General features: G+C 65.1%; 21 protein-coding genes. 9 read left to right on the plus strand and 12 right to left on the minus strand.

All coding sequences use genetic code 11. The annotated features are described in order from the left end of the window. Window positions 1-20: 20 nt before the first annotated feature. The 3 genes from BT115_RS05570 to ompR are packed head-to-tail and all read right to left on the minus strand — an operon-like array spanning window position 21 to window position 2,892. Window positions 21-878, minus strand: a complete 858-nt coding sequence (locus BT115_RS05570; protein ID WP_083527380.1) for an alpha/beta hydrolase — start codon at window positions 876-878, stop codon at window positions 21-23. A gap of 32 nt (window positions 879-910) precedes the next feature. After that, window positions 911-2,176 (minus strand): HAMP domain-containing histidine kinase, encoded by a 1,266-nt coding sequence (locus BT115_RS05575; RefSeq protein ID WP_072321493.1) that lies wholly within the window; start codon window positions 2,174-2,176, stop codon window positions 911-913. Further along, window positions 2,173-2,892 carry an osmolarity response regulator transcription factor OmpR gene (gene ompR, locus BT115_RS05580; RefSeq protein ID WP_072321494.1) on the minus strand — a complete coding sequence of 240 codons (720 nt, stop codon included), beginning with the start codon at window positions 2,890-2,892 and terminating at the stop codon, window positions 2,173-2,175. Before ompR ends, BT115_RS05575 begins: the two co-directional genes overlap by 4 nt. Before the next feature lie 182 nt (window positions 2,893-3,074). On the opposite strand from ompR, the gene BT115_RS05585 reads away from it, so the two are divergent. From BT115_RS05585 to BT115_RS05595, 3 genes are read left to right on the plus strand one after another with little or no spacing between them, the layout of a single operon-like run. After that, on the plus strand, window positions 3,075-3,611 hold the full coding sequence (locus BT115_RS05585; protein ID WP_072321495.1) for a hypothetical protein: 537 nt from the start codon (window positions 3,075-3,077) through the stop codon (window positions 3,609-3,611). Window positions 3,612-3,667: 56 nt separating this feature from the next. After that, entirely contained in the window at window positions 3,668-3,949 is a 282-nt protein-coding gene (locus tag BT115_RS05590; RefSeq protein ID WP_072321496.1) for a hypothetical protein, read from the plus strand. An 18-nt stretch (window positions 3,950-3,967) separates the two neighbouring features. After that, window positions 3,968-4,795 carry a sterol desaturase family protein gene (locus tag BT115_RS05595; protein ID WP_072321497.1) on the plus strand — a complete coding sequence of 276 codons (828 nt, stop codon included), beginning with the start codon at window positions 3,968-3,970 and terminating at the stop codon, window positions 4,793-4,795. Window positions 4,796-4,852: 57 nt separating this feature from the next. Here the strand turns inward: BT115_RS05595 and radA are convergent, their stop codons facing one another. The 9 genes from radA to BT115_RS05640 form a co-directional block, all read right to left on the minus strand. Continuing rightward, the gene (radA, locus tag BT115_RS05600; protein WP_072321498.1) at window positions 4,853-6,241 is read right to left on the minus strand and encodes a DNA repair protein RadA; all 1,389 of its coding nucleotides are present in this window, start codon (window positions 6,239-6,241) and stop codon (window positions 4,853-4,855) included. A 78-nt stretch (window positions 6,242-6,319) separates the two neighbouring features. Next, entirely contained in the window at window positions 6,320-7,408 is a 1,089-nt protein-coding gene (gene alr / locus BT115_RS05605; protein ID WP_072322272.1) for an alanine racemase, read from the minus strand. A gap of 98 nt (window positions 7,409-7,506) precedes the next feature. Continuing rightward, window positions 7,507-8,475, minus strand: a complete 969-nt coding sequence (locus BT115_RS05610) for a CsgG/HfaB family protein (RefSeq protein WP_072322273.1) — start codon at window positions 8,473-8,475, stop codon at window positions 7,507-7,509. 157 nt (window positions 8,476-8,632) lie between these two features. Further along, window positions 8,633-9,382, minus strand: coding sequence for an SGNH/GDSL hydrolase family protein (locus tag BT115_RS05615; RefSeq protein WP_072321499.1), 750 nt, complete (start codon window positions 9,380-9,382; stop codon window positions 8,633-8,635). Window positions 9,383-9,437: 55 nt separating this feature from the next. Then, on the minus strand, window positions 9,438-10,853 hold the full coding sequence (locus BT115_RS05620) for a replicative DNA helicase (protein WP_072321500.1): 1,416 nt from the start codon (window positions 10,851-10,853) through the stop codon (window positions 9,438-9,440). A gap of 164 nt (window positions 10,854-11,017) precedes the next feature. Continuing rightward, on the minus strand, window positions 11,018-11,464 hold the full coding sequence (rplI, locus tag BT115_RS05625) for a 50S ribosomal protein L9 (protein WP_072321501.1): 447 nt from the start codon (window positions 11,462-11,464) through the stop codon (window positions 11,018-11,020). Between the two features lie 104 nt (window positions 11,465-11,568). Beyond that, window positions 11,569-11,799 (minus strand): 30S ribosomal protein S18, encoded by a 231-nt coding sequence (gene rpsR, locus BT115_RS05630; RefSeq protein ID WP_029214018.1) that lies wholly within the window; start codon window positions 11,797-11,799, stop codon window positions 11,569-11,571. A 15-nt stretch (window positions 11,800-11,814) separates the two neighbouring features. Next, the gene (gene rpsF, locus BT115_RS05635) at window positions 11,815-12,237 is read right to left on the minus strand and encodes a 30S ribosomal protein S6 (protein ID WP_072321502.1); all 423 of its coding nucleotides are present in this window, start codon (window positions 12,235-12,237) and stop codon (window positions 11,815-11,817) included. A gap of 224 nt (window positions 12,238-12,461) precedes the next feature. Then, window positions 12,462-12,788, minus strand: a complete 327-nt coding sequence (locus BT115_RS05640; RefSeq protein ID WP_072321503.1) for a HesB/IscA family protein — start codon at window positions 12,786-12,788, stop codon at window positions 12,462-12,464. A gap of 120 nt (window positions 12,789-12,908) precedes the next feature. On the opposite strand from BT115_RS05640, the gene asnS reads away from it, so the two are divergent. The 6 genes from asnS to BT115_RS05670 are packed head-to-tail and all read left to right on the plus strand — an operon-like array spanning window position 12,909 to window position 18,174. Next, the gene (asnS, locus tag BT115_RS05645; protein WP_072321504.1) at window positions 12,909-14,312 is read left to right on the plus strand and encodes an asparagine--tRNA ligase; all 1,404 of its coding nucleotides are present in this window, start codon (window positions 12,909-12,911) and stop codon (window positions 14,310-14,312) included. 15 nt (window positions 14,313-14,327) lie between these two features. Further along, window positions 14,328-15,146, plus strand: coding sequence for a MalM family protein (locus tag BT115_RS05650; RefSeq protein WP_072321505.1), 819 nt, complete (start codon window positions 14,328-14,330; stop codon window positions 15,144-15,146). A 3-nt stretch (window positions 15,147-15,149) separates the two neighbouring features. After that, window positions 15,150-15,482, plus strand: coding sequence for a hypothetical protein (locus BT115_RS05655; protein WP_072321506.1), 333 nt, complete (start codon window positions 15,150-15,152; stop codon window positions 15,480-15,482). A gap of 32 nt (window positions 15,483-15,514) precedes the next feature. Further along, window positions 15,515-16,303: an SDR family oxidoreductase gene (locus tag BT115_RS05660; RefSeq protein WP_072321507.1), complete on the plus strand. Its 789-nt coding sequence runs from the start codon at window positions 15,515-15,517 to the stop codon at window positions 16,301-16,303. Between the two features lie 7 nt (window positions 16,304-16,310). Then, window positions 16,311-17,762, plus strand: coding sequence for an aldehyde dehydrogenase (locus tag BT115_RS05665; protein WP_072322274.1), 1,452 nt, complete (start codon window positions 16,311-16,313; stop codon window positions 17,760-17,762). Further along, a complete protein-coding gene (locus BT115_RS05670) occupies window positions 17,752-18,174 on the plus strand; it encodes a RidA family protein (RefSeq protein WP_072321508.1) in 423 nt (140 codons plus the stop codon). The genes BT115_RS05665 and BT115_RS05670 overlap by 11 nt, the downstream gene beginning before the upstream one ends.

An 18,174-nucleotide genomic window follows, 5' to 3' on the forward strand; every position in this document is an offset into this window, starting at 1 on the left:
CCTGGACACCATGCGTCTCGCTACGGGACCACGAGTCCGGCGATAAACGCATTTACCCGCTCGGTGTAATCGGAGTGCAGCCCCAGCGTTCGGTTGATCTCGGCGTGCGAAAGGTCCTGCGGGAACACGTCGACACGTACACCGAGCCCTGCCGCCTTCTGCGCGAAGCGCCGTGCCTGCGGGCACGCATCGAAACGCTGACTGGAACACACCGCCAACACTGGCAGCGCGTCTGCCTGGAGTCGATGGTACGGCGACGCAGCAGCCCATTCGCGCGGATCGTCACCGAAGGCGCGATCGTAGAGCCTGGGATGACGCGGAAACTCCATGATCTGCACCACGTCCATGGCGGCGCTGTCGAGCGAAACGACCCCGCGCGGCCGAACGGCCCCAGCAGCAGTCAGCATGTCGGGATCGGCACCCAGCAAGGCGACCAGGTGCGCGCCTGCCGAGTGGCCCATCAGGACGAATCGATCGCGGTCTGCGCCCCATGAGGTGGCCATGCGTTGCGCCGTGGCCAAGGCGCGAGCGACGTCCCGGGCCTGCTCCAACGGTCGGGCCGCGGGCAGCATCCGGTAATTTACCGAGACCACGACATACCCTTTCGGCAACCAGTACGCCGCCTTGTTATCGGCCACGCCCGGATTGGATTTGTCGCCGATGACCCAGGCTCCTCCATGCACCATGAAGATCGCCGGCGCATGGCGCGGCGACGGCGGCAGATAGACGTCGAAACGCTGCTGAGGGTCGTCGCCATAAGCCACGTCGCGCAGGACTCTCGAATCGGTTCGCGATACGTCTTCTTGCGCGGCATGCGCGATACCGCCAACACCTACGGCGATGCATACCGCAGCGAGAATCCCACGTATTCGTTTCATGCCCATGATGTCTGCCCGAGAGGTGGAGTCGTTCAACTTCCGTGCAACACAAGCGTTGCCATCAACCCATGAGGTCGGAGCGGCGCGAGCCGCAGCTCGCCGCCATGCTGACGTGCGACGCGCTCGACGATCGCCAGCCCCAGGCCGGTACCGCCGCCCTCGCCATGCACGAAGGGCTGCCGAGCGCGCTCGGCAACCTGCTCGGGCAAGCCCGGACCGTGGTCGACGACGTCGACGCACCAGGCGTCGTCCTGACGCGAAAGTGCCAGCGCGTAAGGCGGCGCACCGTGCCGTTGCGCGTTGACGAGCAGGTTGCCCACTGCGCGTAACAGCGCCATCGGTCTGCCGGTCATCGGCGCGTGGGCAGGCGTATCGACCTGCCACTCGCCCTCACACGCGCTGATCGCGTTGCGACAAAGCACGGCCAGGTCGAGCGGTTCGCTCGCTTCGTCGCGGCCATCCCGCGCGTAAGCAATGAACTGCGAAAGGATCGCGTCGATATCGGCGATATCGCGATGCATCCCGGCACGCAGTTCCGAATCGACACCGGGCACCAGTTCGATGGCGTATTGCAGGCGCGTCAGCGGCGTGCGCAGGTCGTGCGAGATGCCGGCCAGCATCAGTGCGCGTTCCTCGGCCGCCTCGCGTACCTCCTTGCTCGAATCGGCAAGCGCGCGCGCCAGCTCCTCCACTTCCTGCGGCCCCGCCAGAGTCCCCGGCGATGGCGATTCGCCCCGCACGATCGCCGGTGCGGATTGCGCCAGGCGCCGCAACGGCACCACCAGACGGTGTGCGTAGTATGCCGCCGCAAGCCAGACCAGCACGGCACCCACGATCAACATCAGTACCGAAAAGCGCAACACGCGACTGGCACGCTGATCGAGAGCGAACGACACCCACAGGGCCGGCTGTGTATCGAGCTTCAGCCACACCACGTTCGCCGTTCCGAGGCGCCCCAGACGCACCTCGCGACCGTGTGTGAGCTGTTGCGGCGCCTGTTCGATCAACTCGCGCATGACTGGCACGGCACGGAGGTCCCGCGATGGCGGCGGCAACTCGCTCACTGCCAGCCCGGCGTCGCGCAAATGGGCCACCACGCGTTCATGGGGCTGGGTGCGTGCCAGTTCCTCGGCGACATCCGCAAAGCCGTCCATCGCTTTCAGCAATTGCACGGCAGCCGGGCGGGTGGTCATCTGCCGCCCCATCGCCACAGCCAACACGGCCGCCCCGAGCAACACCAGCCCGATCACCAGCACGAGTTGCCCGAACACGCTGCGCGGTAGCGGAAGGCGGATCATGCGTTTTCATCCGGCGGCACGTACACGTAACCCACGCCCCACACGGTCTGGAGGATGCGTGGGTTGCGCACGTCGTCTTCCAGCAGCCGGCGAAGGCGAGCGATCGTGACGTCCATGCTGCGTTCGAACGCATCGTGTTCGCGGCCACGTGCGAGGCTCATCAGGCGATCGCGGCTGAGCGGCTGTCGCGGGTGCCGCAGCAGCACCGTCAGCACGGCGAATTCGCCGGAGGTCAAACGCCGCATCTCGCCGTGCTTGCTCAATTCGCGGCGCCCGAGATCCAACCGAAACGGACCGAAGCGAACGATACCACCGTCGGGCTCCGGCGCACCCGGCGTCGGGCGCGCTCGCCGCAACACCGAGCGGATGCGCGCCAGCAGCTCGCGGGGATTGACGGGCTTGGGCAGGTAGTCGTCGGCACCGATCTCCAGGCCGACGATGCGATCGATCTCGTCGCCCTTGGCCGTGAGCATCACGATCGGCGTGGCGTCGCCCTGACCGCGCAGGCGACGGCAGATATCGAGGCCGTCTTCGCCGGGCAGCATCAAGTCCAGCACGATGAGGTCGTAGTGGCCGCGGTCCAGCGCCTGGCGCATCTGCATACCATCGCCCACGCCTTTGACTTCGAAACCCTGGGATTCCAGGTAGCGCAGCAGCAGGTCGCGCAGGCGAGCGTCATCGTCGACCAGAAGGATGCGGGCAAGGTTTTCGTCCATGGGGCCACTATCGCGGCTGGCCGCGAGCCGGCGCAACGCCCTTTCGGAGCCGTTTGTAAGCAAATGTTTCCGAGGCGCCCCGCCGAAACATCTGGTGGCGATGGCGACATACGTTCGGTCCGGGCCGGGATTAGCTTGGCCTCACCGCGAGGATGCCTCGCGCCGACCCGAAGGAGATACCCATGAACAGAACGACCCTGCTGATGGCGACGTTTGTGCTGGCCGGCGCTTCCGTTGCCGCCATTCCGGACGTCTCGGCGCAAGGCCGCGTCCGCGGCCACGCCGTAGTCCATACCGGTGATGGCGGGCGTACTGCCGTCACCGGTGCGGCCGCCCGTGGCGATCGCGGTTCCTATGAGCGCGGACACCGTGTGGACAGCGATGGCCAGGGCAATGTCAGTGGCCGCAGCGGCGCGTATGCCGCCGGTGCCGACGGCGGCACCGCGCAGCGCCAAGGCAGCTTCTACCGCAATGCCGACGGGAGCGCCGGTCGCCAGGGCAGTGCCTCGGTCAACGGCCCCAACGGTGGCACCGCGACCACCAGCGGAAGCATCGCGCGCGACGCGTCCGGCAACGTCAATGGCAGTCGCAGCACCAGCGCTACCGGCCAGAGCGGAAACACCTACAACGGTTCGACCACCGTCCAGAACGGCACGGTTACCCACACCGGCACCTGCACCAACGCGGTAGGCGAGACGATCGCGTGCCGCGGTAACTGATGCCCAACCCTCCCCCAGGCCAGGGATGGCCACCCTTTCAGCCAACGAGGTATCCCATGCCGAAACGTCCCTACCTACTTGCCGCAACGCTGCTCGTCGCCTCCACCTCCTCCTTCGCGCAGAGCGAAGGCGCCGCCCAGGCCAAGCAGGACATGCAGGCACGCCTCAAGGCTGCCGATGCCAACGGCGACGGCCTTATCGATCGCCAGGAAGCCGAAGCCAGCCTGCCGCGTGTCGCCAAGAACTTCGACAAGATCGATACCAACCACGATGGAAAGCTGTCTGCCGCCGAACTCAAGCAGGCCGTCGACGTCGCGCGACAGCGCTTCGGCCGCTGAACGAGCAAGGCGATCACCATGGATACCTCGTCGCTCGGCTTGCTGGTGCTACCGCTGCCGCTATTAGTACTCATCGCCGCCGCCGAAGGTTGGCTGCGACAACGACGCGGACTCGGCCACGATTGGAAAGCCTACTGGGCGTCGCTCGGGGATGCAGCAGGCCGCGTGCTGATCAACGGACTGCTCGGGGCCGGAATCATCGGAGCGTTGCTCTATGCAGTATGGCCATGGCGCATCGCCACCTTCACGATGGACCGATGGTGGCATTGGGCCTTGCTCTTCGTGGGCCAGGAGTTCTGCTACTACTGGATGCATCGTGCCGATCACCGCATCCACTGGTTCTGGCTCAATCACTCGGTTCACCACTCGTCGAACCAGTACACGCTGTCGTCCGCCTATCGCCTTGGCTGGACCGGAAAGATCACTGGCGCCACGATCTTCTTCGCGCCGCTGGTATGGCTCGGGTTTCCGGTGCCCGTCGTGCTCGCCGCGCTGGCGGTGAATCTGCTGTATCAGTTCTGGTTGCATACGGAACTGATCGGACGATTGCCGCGACCGATCGAGTTCGTGTTCAACACTCCGTCGCACCACCGCGTGCACCATGCCAGCAATCCGGATTACATCGATTGCAACTACGGCGGTGTGCTGATCGTGTTCGACAGGATGTTTGGTTCGTTCCGCAGAGAGCGTGAGGACGAACCGCCTCGGTACGGTCTGGTGAAGCCGATATACAGCCACAACCCCGTCCGCATCGCCTTCCATACCTGGCTACAGATGTTTCGCACCATGAAATCCGCGCGGACCTGGAAGGAACGCGCGGTGGTGTTGTTCGGGCCACCGCAATAGCGGGTGCTCCGCCGTGCGATGCGGCCGTGGCGGCTTACCGCCACGGCCGCGCCGGAATCACTCGCGGCTGGCGTCGATCGCCTGGGACAAGCGCTCGACACCGATCACTTCCATCTCGCCCACGCGGCCACGCTTCGGCGCGTTCGCCGCTGGCACCACGGCGCGACGGAAACCGTGCGTGGCCGCTTCTTTCAGGCGTTCTTCGCCGTTGGGCACGGGGCGGATCTCACCGGACAGACCGACCTCGCCAAAGGCGATGGTCTTTTCGGGCAGCGGACGATCGCGCAAGCTCGACAACACGGCCATGATCACCGGTACATCGGACGCGGTTTCCTGCACACGGATGCCGCCCACCACGTTGACGAACACATCCTGGTCGTACGCCGCCACGCCACCATGCCGATGAAGCACGGCAAGCAGCATCGCGAGACGGTTCTGTTCAAGGCCGAGCACCACTCGGCGCGGATTGCCCAGCGACGACTGATCCACCAGCGCCTGCACCTCCACCAGCAGCGGGCGGGTGCCTTCGCGCGTGACCATGACCGCACTCCCCGGCGTCGGTCCGGCGTGCGCGGAGAGGAAGATCGCAGAAGGATTGGGCACTTCGCGCAGTCCTTTCTCGGACATGGCGAACACGCCGAGTTCGTTCACCGCGCCAAAGCGATTCTTGAACGCGCGCAGCACGCGGAAGCGGCTTCCGGATTCCCCTTCGAAATACAGCACGGCATCGACCATGTGCTCGAGCACGCGCGGACCGGCGATGCCGCCCTCCTTCGTCACGTGACCCACGAGGAAGACCGAGGTGCCGGTCTCCTTCGCAAACCGCGTCAGCTTCGCGGCGGACTCGCGCACCTGACTCACGGAGCCCGGTGCTGCGGTCAGCATTTCCGTCCAGATAGTCTGGATCGAATCGATCACCAGCACGCGCGGCCGCGCCGACGCAGCCTGTTCCAGAATGCGCTCGATGCAGGTCTCGGCCAACGCATGCAACGGCCCTAATGGAAGATCGAGACGCTGGGCGCGACCGGCCACCTGCCCCAGCGATTCTTCGCCGGTGACGTAGAGGCTCGGCAGGCTGGCGCCCAGCGTGCCCAGCATCTGCAGCAGCAGCGTGGACTTGCCGATCCCGGGGTCGCCACCGATCAGCACCACCGAGCCATCGACCAGACCGCCGCCCAGCACGCGATCGAGCTCGCCGATGCCGGTGTTGGTACGCGCTTCCGCGGTCAGCAGCACCTCCGTGAGCGGCGTGATACGCGGCGCGCCGGCCGCTTCACCCGCATAGCCGCCACGACGCGCGCCGGTCGATACCGCGGCGGGCTTCGCCGGCTGCACGACGAACTCGGATAGCACGTTCCATTCGCCACACTCGGCACATTGACCCTGCCATTTGCTGTGCTCGGCGCCGCACTGGGTGCAGACGTAGGCGGTCTTGGCCTTGGCCATCGGGGAGATTCCTGTTGCGAAGGTCGATATATAGCGCGGGCGTGTCGCACAGTGCGATACGCGTCACCGTGGCGCAGTTCAGTTCTCGTCTTCGACGAACAGTACGCGTCGGGTCATGCCGCAGGTGAGGTCGTAGGAGATCGTGCCGGCTGAGGCGGCGACGGTTTCCACCGGCAGGCCCTCGCCCCATAGCGTTACCTTGTCGCCGACGCGGGCGTTGGGCACGTCACGCAGGTCGAGCGTGATGAGGTCCATCGACACGCGTCCCACCAGCGGCGCGAGACGATCGTTGACCAGCACCGGCGTGCCGGCCACGGCGCTGCGCGGATAGCCGTCGCCATAGCCGATGGCAGCCACACCGACAGGCATGTCTTCGGGGCATTCATACGTACCGTTGTAGCCGACCCGCTCGCCCTTCACGAGGTGATTGATCGCCACCAGCCGGGTGGCGAGCGACATGGCGGGGCGAAAGCCGAAATCGATGCCCGAGCGACCCTCGACCACCGAAAGGCCGTACAGCAAGCCACCCGTGCGCACCCAGTCGGCGCGTGCATCCGGCCAGCCAAGCAGCGCTGCGGAATTGGACAGCGCGCGGTCCCCCGGCAGATCCGCCGTGGCATCCTTGAAGCGCGCGATCTGCAAGGCCGTCTCGCGCCCCTCGAACTCCTCCGACGAGGCGAAATGGGTCATGAAACCAATGTCCCGATCGACCGCCGGCATCGCCAGCAGGGCGGCGTGGACCTCGCGCGCGCGTTCGGGCGCAAAACCCAGGCGATGCATGCCCGTGTCGATCTTGAGCCAGACTCTCAGCGGCCCGCGTGCCGGATCGGCGGCTGCCAGCCAAGGCAGCTGCACATCGTGGTGAATAAGCGCCTCCAGGCGGAGGCGCTGCATTTCAGCGATGTCGAACGGCGTATCGGGACCGGACAGCACGACGATTCGCTGCCGATGTCCCGCCGCTCGCAGACGCAGTCCGTCCGCGATGGCGGCCACGGCAAAGGCCTCGGCGTCCGCGTCCAGCGCACGCGCGACGCGCTCGAGGCCGTGGCCATAGGCATCCGCCTTGACGACGGCCATCACCTTGGCCGTACCCGCCATGGCGCGTACGCGAGCCAGGTTGTGACGCAGCGCGCCGAGGTGGATCGTGGCAACCGTGGTACGGCTCATGGCGTTGGCTGGCGGAAAGTGGCGACCCCACAGTTTATCCGCAACGGCCGGGCAATCGCGTGGCAACGGCATGGCCGACCTCGGCAGGCGTGGCGCGACTATTTCGCTAGATCGAAGTCCGCAGAGGAAACCCAGCCGCGATTGCCGTGCTCGTCCTCCACTTCCCACATGAGACCGATCTTGTCGCCGGTGGGATAGACCGTCATGCCCGGTTCCAACCCGCGCACGACCTTGCCCTTGCCGCTGGACTGCGCCCACAGGCGCGTTGCGACGGCCACCGTACCGGACTGACGACTGTTCGCCGCAGACGCGTCGCCGGGCATCCCACCCAACTCGGCGACGAGTTTCGTGTAAGCGTCGAGATACGCCATCGTGATGACCTGCCCCTGCGTCGTATTCGTGTAGCCGCCGAGACCGGCCGCGCCGAGGCTTTCGCTGCCCCACAATTGCCCACGCCCGCCGAAGCTGATGTCGTTCTTCTCACCGTGTCCCTCGACCAGGGCCACCTGCTCCGAGGAGCGCACATCCGTGACCGTCAGCGTGACGTCCGCCGTCTTCGAATCGAACTTGACCGCGCCGGCCACGCGCCCCGCGGCGCCGCCGAGGAGGCTCTGCGCCAGCCCGGAGATGCCACCACCGCCCGCATCATTGTTGCTGTCCACCAGATCGGGCACGAGTACGTAGTCCGCGGCTTTCACCTGTCCCTTGCCGACGTTGGAGCCGCCGCGAAGCTGACCGCCCGACGCCAGCGCGCGCTCGCGCATGGCCGCATCCATGCCCGCGTTGCGATCGACCAGGGTGAAGCAACCGGACTTTGCGACGAATACCTTGATGAGCTTCGTCGGCGCGGGAAGCTGGCGCCCCGACCACCAGTTCTGCGACGCCTCCGGCTCGATGACCGAGAGGGAACCAAGCTTCTTCGCGCATTTGGGAATCTGCGCGACCTTTTCGTCATGCGCCTTGTTCTTCTTGTTGAAGAATGGAAGGCCCGCGGAGGCCGGCGTGCAGAACGAAGCGCAGAAAGCCGAGGCTGCCACGACGGCAACCGCTTTAAGGGAAAAGTCCATGTTGGTGGTTCCTGAAAGGCCCGATTCGTCGTGCCCTCGCGCGCCCGGGCGCATGCGCACGAAGGCCGTCACGCAGCGGTCCATGCTAGGTAACGCCAACAGGGACGTCTTTAGGATGTCATCCTAAAATGGGCGAGCGATTTGCCACGCCAGATCGTCAGTGATCGTCGTGCAATGCGTGGTCGATGGCCGTCTGCGCCAGCGGCGCCATCACCGCATACCCCGCCGCGTTCGGGTGCAACCCGTCATCGGTGAGATCTTTCCGCAGCGCGCCTTGCGCGTCGGTCATGGCGTCGTAGTAGTCGATAAAACCCAGGTGCTCTCTCGCGGCATAGCTGCGCATCCATGCATTCAATGCACGGATGCTCTCGGGCGGTCGACGCGTTGTTTGCTCGGCATCCGCAGCCACCGGCAACAGCGAGGCCAGCACGACGCGGATACCGTGCGCACGGGCCAGCTCCGTCATCGACATGAGATTGTCTTCGATCATCGCCAGCGACGAAGGGCCCGTGTTGCCGGCGATGTCATTGGTACCGGCCAGAATCACCACGATCGACGGTTTCAGCGCGATGACGTCCGCGCGGAAGCGCACGAGCATCTGTGGCGTGGTCTGCCCGCTGATGCCGCGATTGATATACGGCTTCCCCGGAAAAAAGGTACCGGTCGGGCGACCCCAGAAATCGGTGATCGAATCGCCCATGAACACGACACGCCGTTCGCCGGCCTTTGGCGCGGGCAACCGTGCGTTGTCCGCGGCGTAGCGACCCAGCTCGGCCCAATCGTTGAGCCGCGCTTCGATACCGCTCCGTTGCTCGGCTGTGGGGCGCTCCGGGATCTCGATACGCGTCGCCGCGCCTGCTTGAGTCATGACCATGCAGGCCGCGAGGATCAGGTAACGACGGGCCATGGGAATCCTCTGTCTGGACGATGCGAAACCACGTTGCCCGTACTGCCGCCGATGCTCAGTCGAAGCTGCCGACGTAGGAATCGGGCGCCCAGTTCTCGAACTTGGTGTAGTGACCGAGGAAGGCCAGCTTTACCGTGTCGGTCGGACCGTTTCGCTGCTTGCCGATGATGATCTCGGCCAGGCCTTTGTCTGCCGATTCCTTGTTGTAGTACTCGTCGCGGTAGATGAACATGATCACGTCCGCGTCCTGCTCGATAGCACCGGATTCGCGCAGGTCGGACATCATCGGCCGCTTGTCGGCACGTTGTTCCAGCGAGCGATTCAACTGCGAGAGCGCAATCACCGGCACGTTCAGTTCCTTGGCCAGCGCCTTCAACCCGCGTGAGATCTCCGAGATTTCCGTCGCACGGTTTTCCGAATTGCCCGGCACCTGCATGAGCTGCAAGTAGTCGATCACGATCATGCCCAGGCCGTGTTCGCGTTGCAGGCGTCGCGCACGCGAACGCATTTCCACGGGCGACATCGCGGGCGTGTCGTCGATGAAGATCTTGGCGTCGGAAAGCATGGTGATCGCGGAGGTGACGCGCGGCCAGTCTTCTTCCGCAAGATCGCCGTTGCGCAGGTGCTGCGCGTGAACGCGACCGAGCGATGAGATCAGACGGAACGCCAGCTGCGATGCCGACATTTCCATCGAGAACACGGCGACGGCTTTCTTGCCGCGCATCGCCGCGGCTTCAGCGAGGTTCAAGGCAAACGCGGTCTTACCCATCGACGGTCGCGCGGCGATGATGATCAGATCCGACGGCTGCAGGCCCGAGGTGAGTTCGTCGAGGTCGGTGAAGCCCGTAGACAGGCCGGTGAGCTGGCCGCGCTTCTCGTAGCGCTCCGTGAGCATGCGGAAGGCCTCGGCCGTGGCTTCGCGCACGGAGACGATGTCCTTCTTGCCACGCGCGCCGGACTCCGCGATGCGGAACACGCGCTGTTCGGCGAGTTCCATCACTTCCTGCACGCTCTTGCCTTCGGGACGGAAGCCGTCCTCGGTGATCAACGTACCGGCGTCGATCAACTGGCGAAGCACCGATTTCTCGCGAACGATGTCGCCGTACGCGGCGATGTTGGCGGCGCTGGGCGTGGAGTTCGCCAGTTCCATGAGGTAGGTGGCACCACCGACCATTTCCGCCATTTCATTGGCGACGAACCAATCGCCGAGGGTGATGGCATCGCAGGGCATGCCCTTGTTGGCGAGCTCGTTGATGGCACGCCAGATGAGGCGGTGATCGCGCCGATAGAAATCGTCGTCGACCAGCTTGTCCGCGACCTTGTCCAGGGAATCCGGCGACAGCATCAGACCGCCCAGCACAGCCTGCTCGGCCTCGATGGAATGGGGCGGAATGCGCAATGCGTCGATGGCGGAGGGTTCGCGTCGGCGCTTGCGGTCGCCGCGCTCGCTTCGCTCGGGATTGAAGGACATGGATTACCTCGTGTTGCGGACGGCGCCGACCGGAACGGCGGGCCGTGGAGCGATCATACGCGCACCTGTCTCACCCGTTGAGAGGATAAGTCTGTGGATAACCTGTGCGTATAAACGAAAACGGGCGCCTTGCGGCGCCCGTCCGGATCGCAGGTGACTCGGGCTTACGCGCCGATAACCTTGACCTTGACCGTCTGCTGCACGTCGGCGTGGAGGACGATGACGACCTCGTACTCGCCCACGTTGCGGAAGGGGCCTTCGGCCTGAATCACTTCGCTCTTGTCGACCTCGAAACCCTTGGCGGTCAGCGCTTCGGCGACGTCGCGCGGCGTGACCGAACCGAACAGCTTGCCTTCCGGCGAAGCGTTCACTTCGATCGTGACTTCCGCGCCTTCGAGCTTGGCGGCACGACCCTCGGCACCGGAGAGCTGCTCCTTGGCCTTGGCTTCGTATTCGGCGCGACGCGCTTCGAACGCGGCGAGGTTGTCGGCGGTGGCGCGAGCGGCCTTGCCGGTCGGAAGGAGGAAGTTACGGCCGTAGCCCGGCTTGACGTTGACCTTGTCGCCGAGATTGCCGAGGTTCTTCACCTTCTCAAGAAGGATGAGTTCCATGGGATGTTCCTTTTCGTTAGCACGGAATGGGCCCCGTGCAGCCAGGACGGTTGTCCGAAATATCTTTCACGGCGCGCCCTCCCGGTAAGGAGGGCGCGTGACGATCAGACGTCGTGGTTGTCGGTGTACGGCAGCAGCGAGAGGAAGCGAGCGCGCTTGATCGCGGTCGCCAGCTGACGCTGGTAGCGGGCCTTCGTGCCGGTGATGCGGCTCGGGACGATCTTGCCGTTCTCCGTGACGTACTGGCGGAGGGTGTTGAGATCCTTGTAATCGATCTCCTTCACGCCCTCGGCGGTGAAGCGGCAGAACTTGCGGCGGCGGAAAAACTTGGACATGGCTGTGATCCCCGATTAGTCGTCGCTGTCGCGATCGTTGTCGTTGTCGCGACCGCCACGGCGGTCGTCGCCGTCGCTGTCGTCGTCACGGCGACGCGAACCCTTCTGCTCGTCCTTTTCCTTGCTCTTCAGGATGAAGGACTGCTCGGTGTCGGCCTCGTCGCGACGGATCACGAGGTGGCGCAGGACGGCGTCGTTGAAGCGGAAGCCCGTCTCGAGCTCGTTCAGGACGTTCTGCGAAACCTCGATGTTCAGCATCACGTAGTGAGCCTTGGCGAGGTTCTCGATGGGATAGGCCAGCTGACGACGGCCCCAGTCTTCGAGGCGGTGGATCTTGCCGTTGTCGCCTTCGATCAGCGTCTTGTAACGCTCGATCATGGCGGGCACCTGTTCGCTCTGGTCCGGATGGACTAGGAACACGACTTCATAATGACGCATGGTGGCTCCTTGTGGATGCACCCCTGACGGGGATGGCAGCCTCCCGCGCAGTGGCGGTGAGGCAAGAAGACCCTCCTGAGAGAGGGCCAGCCGCGCATTGTAAGGAGAAATCGGAGGTTAGGGCAATAGGGACAGCCCTGTAGGAGCCGCTATAGCGGCGAGGGGAACCTGCCTCACCGCTTCATCGCTCCGTCGGCTTCTCGCCGCTATAGCGGCTCCCACAACTAGGCGACGGTGAACGACTCCCCGCAACCGCATTCGCCCGTGGCGTTGGGGTTGTGGAAGACGAACGAGGCGTTGAGCCCCTGACGCTGGAAATCGATCAAGGTGCCGTCCACCAGGGGCAAGCTCTTGGGGTCCACCACCACGCGGATGCCGTCGATGTCGAGCACTTGGTCGTCTTCCGCGATGCGGTCGGCGAGGTCGACGACGTAGCCGAACCCCGAACAGCCCATGCGCTTGACGGCGAAACGCACGCCGGCAGCCGCGGGAGCCCGATCGAGGAAGGCGCGCATCCGGTCGGAGGCGGCGGAAGTGATCTGAATGGTCATGAAAACGTTTTCTAGCCGTGGTATACCGACGAACGGTGCCGTTCACGCGACCCTTACACTATCATGCGAGGTCGCGTCTTACGCGCCTGACATGCGGCGCCTTTTCTGGAGTTTCAATCGATGACGGTGGTAAGCGTCAAGCAGGCCCTCGCGGGGGGCACGGCAACGGGCGAGCACGAAGTAACGGTTCGCGGCTGGGTACGCACCCTGCGCGAGTCCAAGGGTGGACTCTCCTTCGTGAACGTGAGCGACGGCTCCTGCTTCGCGCCCATCCAGGTCGTCGCCACCGCCGATCTCGCCAATTACGAGACCGAGGTCAAGCACCTCACGGCCGGCGCTGCGGTGATCGCCACCGGCAAGCTCGTGCCCTCGCAGGGCAAAGGCCAGGCCTTCGAGATCCAGGCGACCCGGATCGAGGTCACCGGCTTCGTCGAGAACCCGCTCACCTACCCCATCCAGCCCAAGCAGCACTCGATGGAGTTCCTGCGCGAGGTGGCTCACCTGCGTCCGCGCACGAACCTGTTCGGTGCAGTCACGCGCGTGCGCCACACCATGATGACGGCGATCCACCGGATCCTGACCGAACAGGGCTTCTTCTGGATCAACACGCCGATCATCACCACCTCCGACGCCGAGGGCGCGGGCGACATGTTCCGCCTGTCCACGCTGGACCTCGCCAACCTGCCGCGCGACGACAAGGGCGGCATCGACTGGCGCAAGGACTTCTTCGGACGCGAAGCCTTCCTCACGGTGTCCGGCCAGCTCAACGTCGAGGCGTACGCGCTCTCGATGAGCAAGGTCTACACTTTCGGCCCCACCTTCCGCGCCGAGAACTCCAACACCACACGCCATCTGGCTGAGTTCTGGATGGTCGAGCCCGAGGTGGCTTTCGCCGACCTCAACGACAACGCCGATCTCGCCGAGCTGTTCCTGAAGGGCATCTTCAAGGCGGTGCTCGACGAGCGTCCCGACGACATGGCCTTCTTCGCCGAGCGCGTGCAGCCCGACGCGATCACGCGACTGGAAGCCTTCGTCGCCAAGCCGTTCGAGCGGATCGACTACACCGAAGCGGTGTCGATCCTGCAGAAGTCCGGCAAGAAATTCGAGCACCCCGTCGCCTGGGGCATCGATCTGCAGACCGAGCACGAGCGCTACCTGGCCGAGGAACATATCGGTCGCCCCGTGGTCGTCATGAACTACCCCGAACAGATCAAGGCGTTCTATATGCGCCTCAACGACGACGGCAAGACCGTGGCGGCCATGGACGTGCTCGCGCCCGGCATCGGCGAGATCATCGGCGGTGCGCAACGTGAGGAACGCCTCGACTACCTCGACCGACGCATGGACCAGTTCCACCTCGACAAGGCTACCTACGACTGGTATCGCGACCTGCGCCGCTATGGCACGGTGCCGCATGCCGGTTTCGGCCTGGGTTTCGAGCGCCTCCTGGTCTACGTCTGTGGTCTGTCCAACATCCGCGACGCCATCCCCTACCCCCGTGCGGCGGGGAGCGCCGAGTTCTAGTACAGCGAAACCATCATGCCCCCTTCCCCGTCCCGCCTTCTTCCGCTCGCCCTCGCGCTCGTCACGCTGGGCGCTTGCAACGCCATCGTGCCGCCGAATCTCCGCCCGCCGGAGAGTCCGACGAACACGGTCGTCATCGCGCGGAAGACGCTCGAAGGGGCCGCACCGTGCTGCGGCAGCTTCGCCGACCTTTCCTATCAGGACATGCTGCCCTGGCAGCCGAAACGGTTCGAGCTGAGCAAGGACAGCCCGGTCGCCAATCTCAACGGCGACCGCAGCTATTTCCTTGCGTTCCGACTGCCCCAGGGCGCGCAGGTGCCGTACACCATCGCGTTCAAGTCGGAACTCAACGGACGCTGGCTCAGTGCCAGCTATCTTTTCGCTCCCACCGTCGTGCTGCTCGACGATGCCTTCCAGCCGCTGCATTCGGAAGATATCTCGCTGTGCGAGTACATCGGTTGGACCAGCGAGACGACCGGTGCCTTCGGCAAGTTCAAGGTGATGGACGACAAGGCACGCTACCTCGTGGTGTATTCGTCGGCGAAGCAGCAGCAGGGCCAGACCTACTGGGAGCAGTCGCCCACCACGTTCTCGGCCGAGGCGCCGGTGAAGATGAACTCCGCAGGCAGCTTCAAGATCCCGCATGGCCCCGATGGCGTGCTGTTCGTCGGCATGCAGAACGACACGTACAAAAAAGCCATCAACAACGCCGTGTGCTCGAAAGCCGAGCAAGGCAACGGCGTGATCTCCACGATCCGCAGCGTGGTCACGACCGACATCCTCGGCGACGATCCGGAACAGAAGAAGAACAAGAGCAAGGAAAAGGGCTCCTGATCCATGCAGATCGCGGTCTACCTCTATCTGCTGCTCCTGCTCGGCGCCGTCGCGTTCTTCCTCCTGCACTTCGCGGCGCAGTGGCGTTTTACGAGCTTGCTGCGCAAGCGCTATCCCGACCAGTGGAAGACCATCGTCGAGGCCGACACCGGACGACCCAACGGTATGGCGAACTGGCTGCGCGTGCGTCGTGTGCTGCGCTCGGATGCACCGGCCCTGTTCAATGACGATGACCTCAATCGCTGGCAGCGCGTCTGGCGGCTCACGCCCTGGTTTGCCTGGCCGTGCTGGTTCGCCGCAATGGCGATACAGTGGTGGGCGATGAAACAGGGCTGACCCGCCCGCCCACCGTTCGAGGGGAGCGCTGCATGGATCTACGTCTCACCGGTCGTCACGCGCTGGTCTGCGGCGCCTCGCAGGGCCTGGGCCGGGCCACGGCCTTCGAACTGGCCGAACTCGGCGCCAGCGTCACCCTGCTCTCGCGTTCCGCCGATGCCCTCGCAGCCCTCGCGGCCGAACTGCCCGCACGCCAACCCGGACAGACGCACAGCCACGTCGTGGCCGACATGCTCGACACCGACGCCTTGGCGGCGACCGTGGGCGAGGTGATCGGAGATCACGCCGTCCATGTGCTGGTGAACAACAGCGGCGGCCCGCCGCCCGGCCCCCTGTGGAATGCAGAGCCGGAGGCCTTCCTCACCGCCTACCGGCAGCACGTGATTGCCGCCCAGGTGCTGACGCAAGCGTGCCTTCCCGGCATGCGCGAGGCCCGATACGGCCGTATCGTCAACATCATTTCAACCTCCGTGAAGGAACCGATCCCGAACCTGGGCGTCTCCAACACGACGCGGGCCGCGATGGCCGGCTGGGCAAAGACCCTCGCGAGCGAAGTGGCGCCCGACGGCATCACCGTCAACAACGTGCTGCCCGGCTACACCCGCACGCCGCGGCTGCAGTCACTGGTGGACGCCAGCGTGAAAGCGGGCCGCACGCGTGAGGAAGTGGAACGCGGGCTGCTTGCCAGCGTGCCCGCCGCACGCTTCGCGGAACCGTCGGAGGTCGCTGCGTTGATCGCGTTTCTCGCCAGCCCGGCGGCGGGTTACATCAACGGCACCAGTATTGCCGTCGACGGTGGCCGCACCCGCGGCCTCAGCTGAGGTCGCCATGCACATTCTGGCCAACCTCATCGACGGCCGGCAGCGTGCGCCGCGCGACGGCCGGTATCTCGACGTCGTCGACCCGGCGCTGGGAAGCCCGTTCGCTCAGTGCCCGGACTCCAGCAGCGACGACGTAAGCGACGCTGTCGCGGCTGCCGCAAGCGCGGCGCCCAGCTGGGCCGCCCTGCCGGCCGAGGCGCGGGCGCGCTGCCTGTATCGGCTTGCGGACGCGATCGAGGCGCGCCTGGATACCTTCGCCGAAGCGGAATCGCAGGACAGCGGCAAGCCCATCGCCCTCGCCCGCTCGCTCGACATCCCGCGCGCCATTGCCAATCTGCGTTTCTTCGCCGCGGCTGCCGGCCAATGGAGCAGCGAATCGCACGCCATGGAACACGGTGCGATCAACTACACGCTGCGGCTGCCTCTCGGTGTCGTGGGCTGCATCAGCCCATGGAATCTGCCGCTGTACCTTTTCACGTGGAAGATTGCGCCGGCCCTCGCGGCGGGCAATGCCGTGGTAGCCAAGCCTTCCGAGGTGACGCCGTATACGGCGTGGCTGCTCGGCACACTCGCCGAGGAAGCCGGTTTTCCTGCTGGCGTACTCAACATCGTGCACGGCAACGGTCCCACGGTCGGCGAAGCCATCGTCACGCACACGCGGGTCAAGGCCGTTTCGTTCACGGGCAGCACGCGCACCGGTCTCGCCATCGCTGCGGCGGCAGCGCCCCAGTTGAAGAAGGTGTCACTGGAACTCGGCGGCAAGAATCCCACGATCGTCTTCGACGATTTCGATGTCAGCGACGCATCGATGGCGACGATCGTCCGCTCCGGCTTCGCCAATCAGGGCGAGATCTGTCTTTGCGGATCGCGTCTGCTGGTGCAGCGATCGATTTATGCGCGCTTTCGCGAGCTTTACCTCGAACGCGTGCGCGCGCTGCGCGTAGGCGATCCACGTGACGCCGGCAGCGATCTCGGCGCGCTTGTCTCGCGAGCGCACTTCGACAAGGTCATCACCTGCATCGAGCGCGCTCGCCGCGAAGGTGGGCACATCCTCATCGGAGGCGAACGGGTGGTGGTCGAGGGCCGCTGTGCCGATGGCTGGTTCGTCGCTCCCACCGTGATCGAAGGCCTGCCGCCGGACGCTGCCACGAACCAGGAAGAAATCTTCGGTCCGGTGGTCAGCCTCATTCCCTTCGATACCGAAGAGGAAGCCCTCGCCATCGCGAACGGCACGCCTTATGGCCTGGCCGCCTCCGTGTGGACCCGCGACGTGTCGCTCGCGCACCGCTTCGCCGCGCGCCTCGATGTCGGCATCGTCTGGGTCAACTGCTGGATGCTGCGCGATCTGCGAACGCCGTTCGGCGGCACGAAGCAATCGGGCGTCGGTCGCGAAGGCGGCGTCGAGGCCATGCGTTTCTTCACCGAAGCCAGGAACATCTGCATCGATCATGGACACTGACGTCATTCGCGTCGACGGCGCCCCTGCACCCGTGGGCGCCTACCCGCACGCCCGCCGCGTTGGGGCGCTCTTGTTTCTCTCAGGCATCGGCCCGCGTGACCCCGCCACGAATGCCATTCCCGGCAACGTGCTCGATGCGGAAGGCGCACTGCTTTCCTACGACATCGAGGCGCAATGCCGGCAGGTCTTCGCCAACGTGCGCGCGGTGCTGGAAGGCAGCGGTGCAAGGTTCGAAGACCTGGTCGACGTGACCGTCTACCTGACCGACATGGCGCGCGATTTTCCGACCTATAACCGCCTATATGCAGAAGCGTTCGCGGGCGTCGATGCCTGCCGCACCACGGTGGAGATCAACGCCTTGCCGACGCCGATCGCCATCGAGTTGAAGTGCATCGCCGCACTGGGCTCCTGA

This window comes from Luteibacter sp. UNCMF366Tsu5.1 (assembly GCF_900119235.1).
GTDB classification, from domain to species: Bacteria; Pseudomonadota; Gammaproteobacteria; order Xanthomonadales; family Rhodanobacteraceae; genus Luteibacter; species Luteibacter flocculans.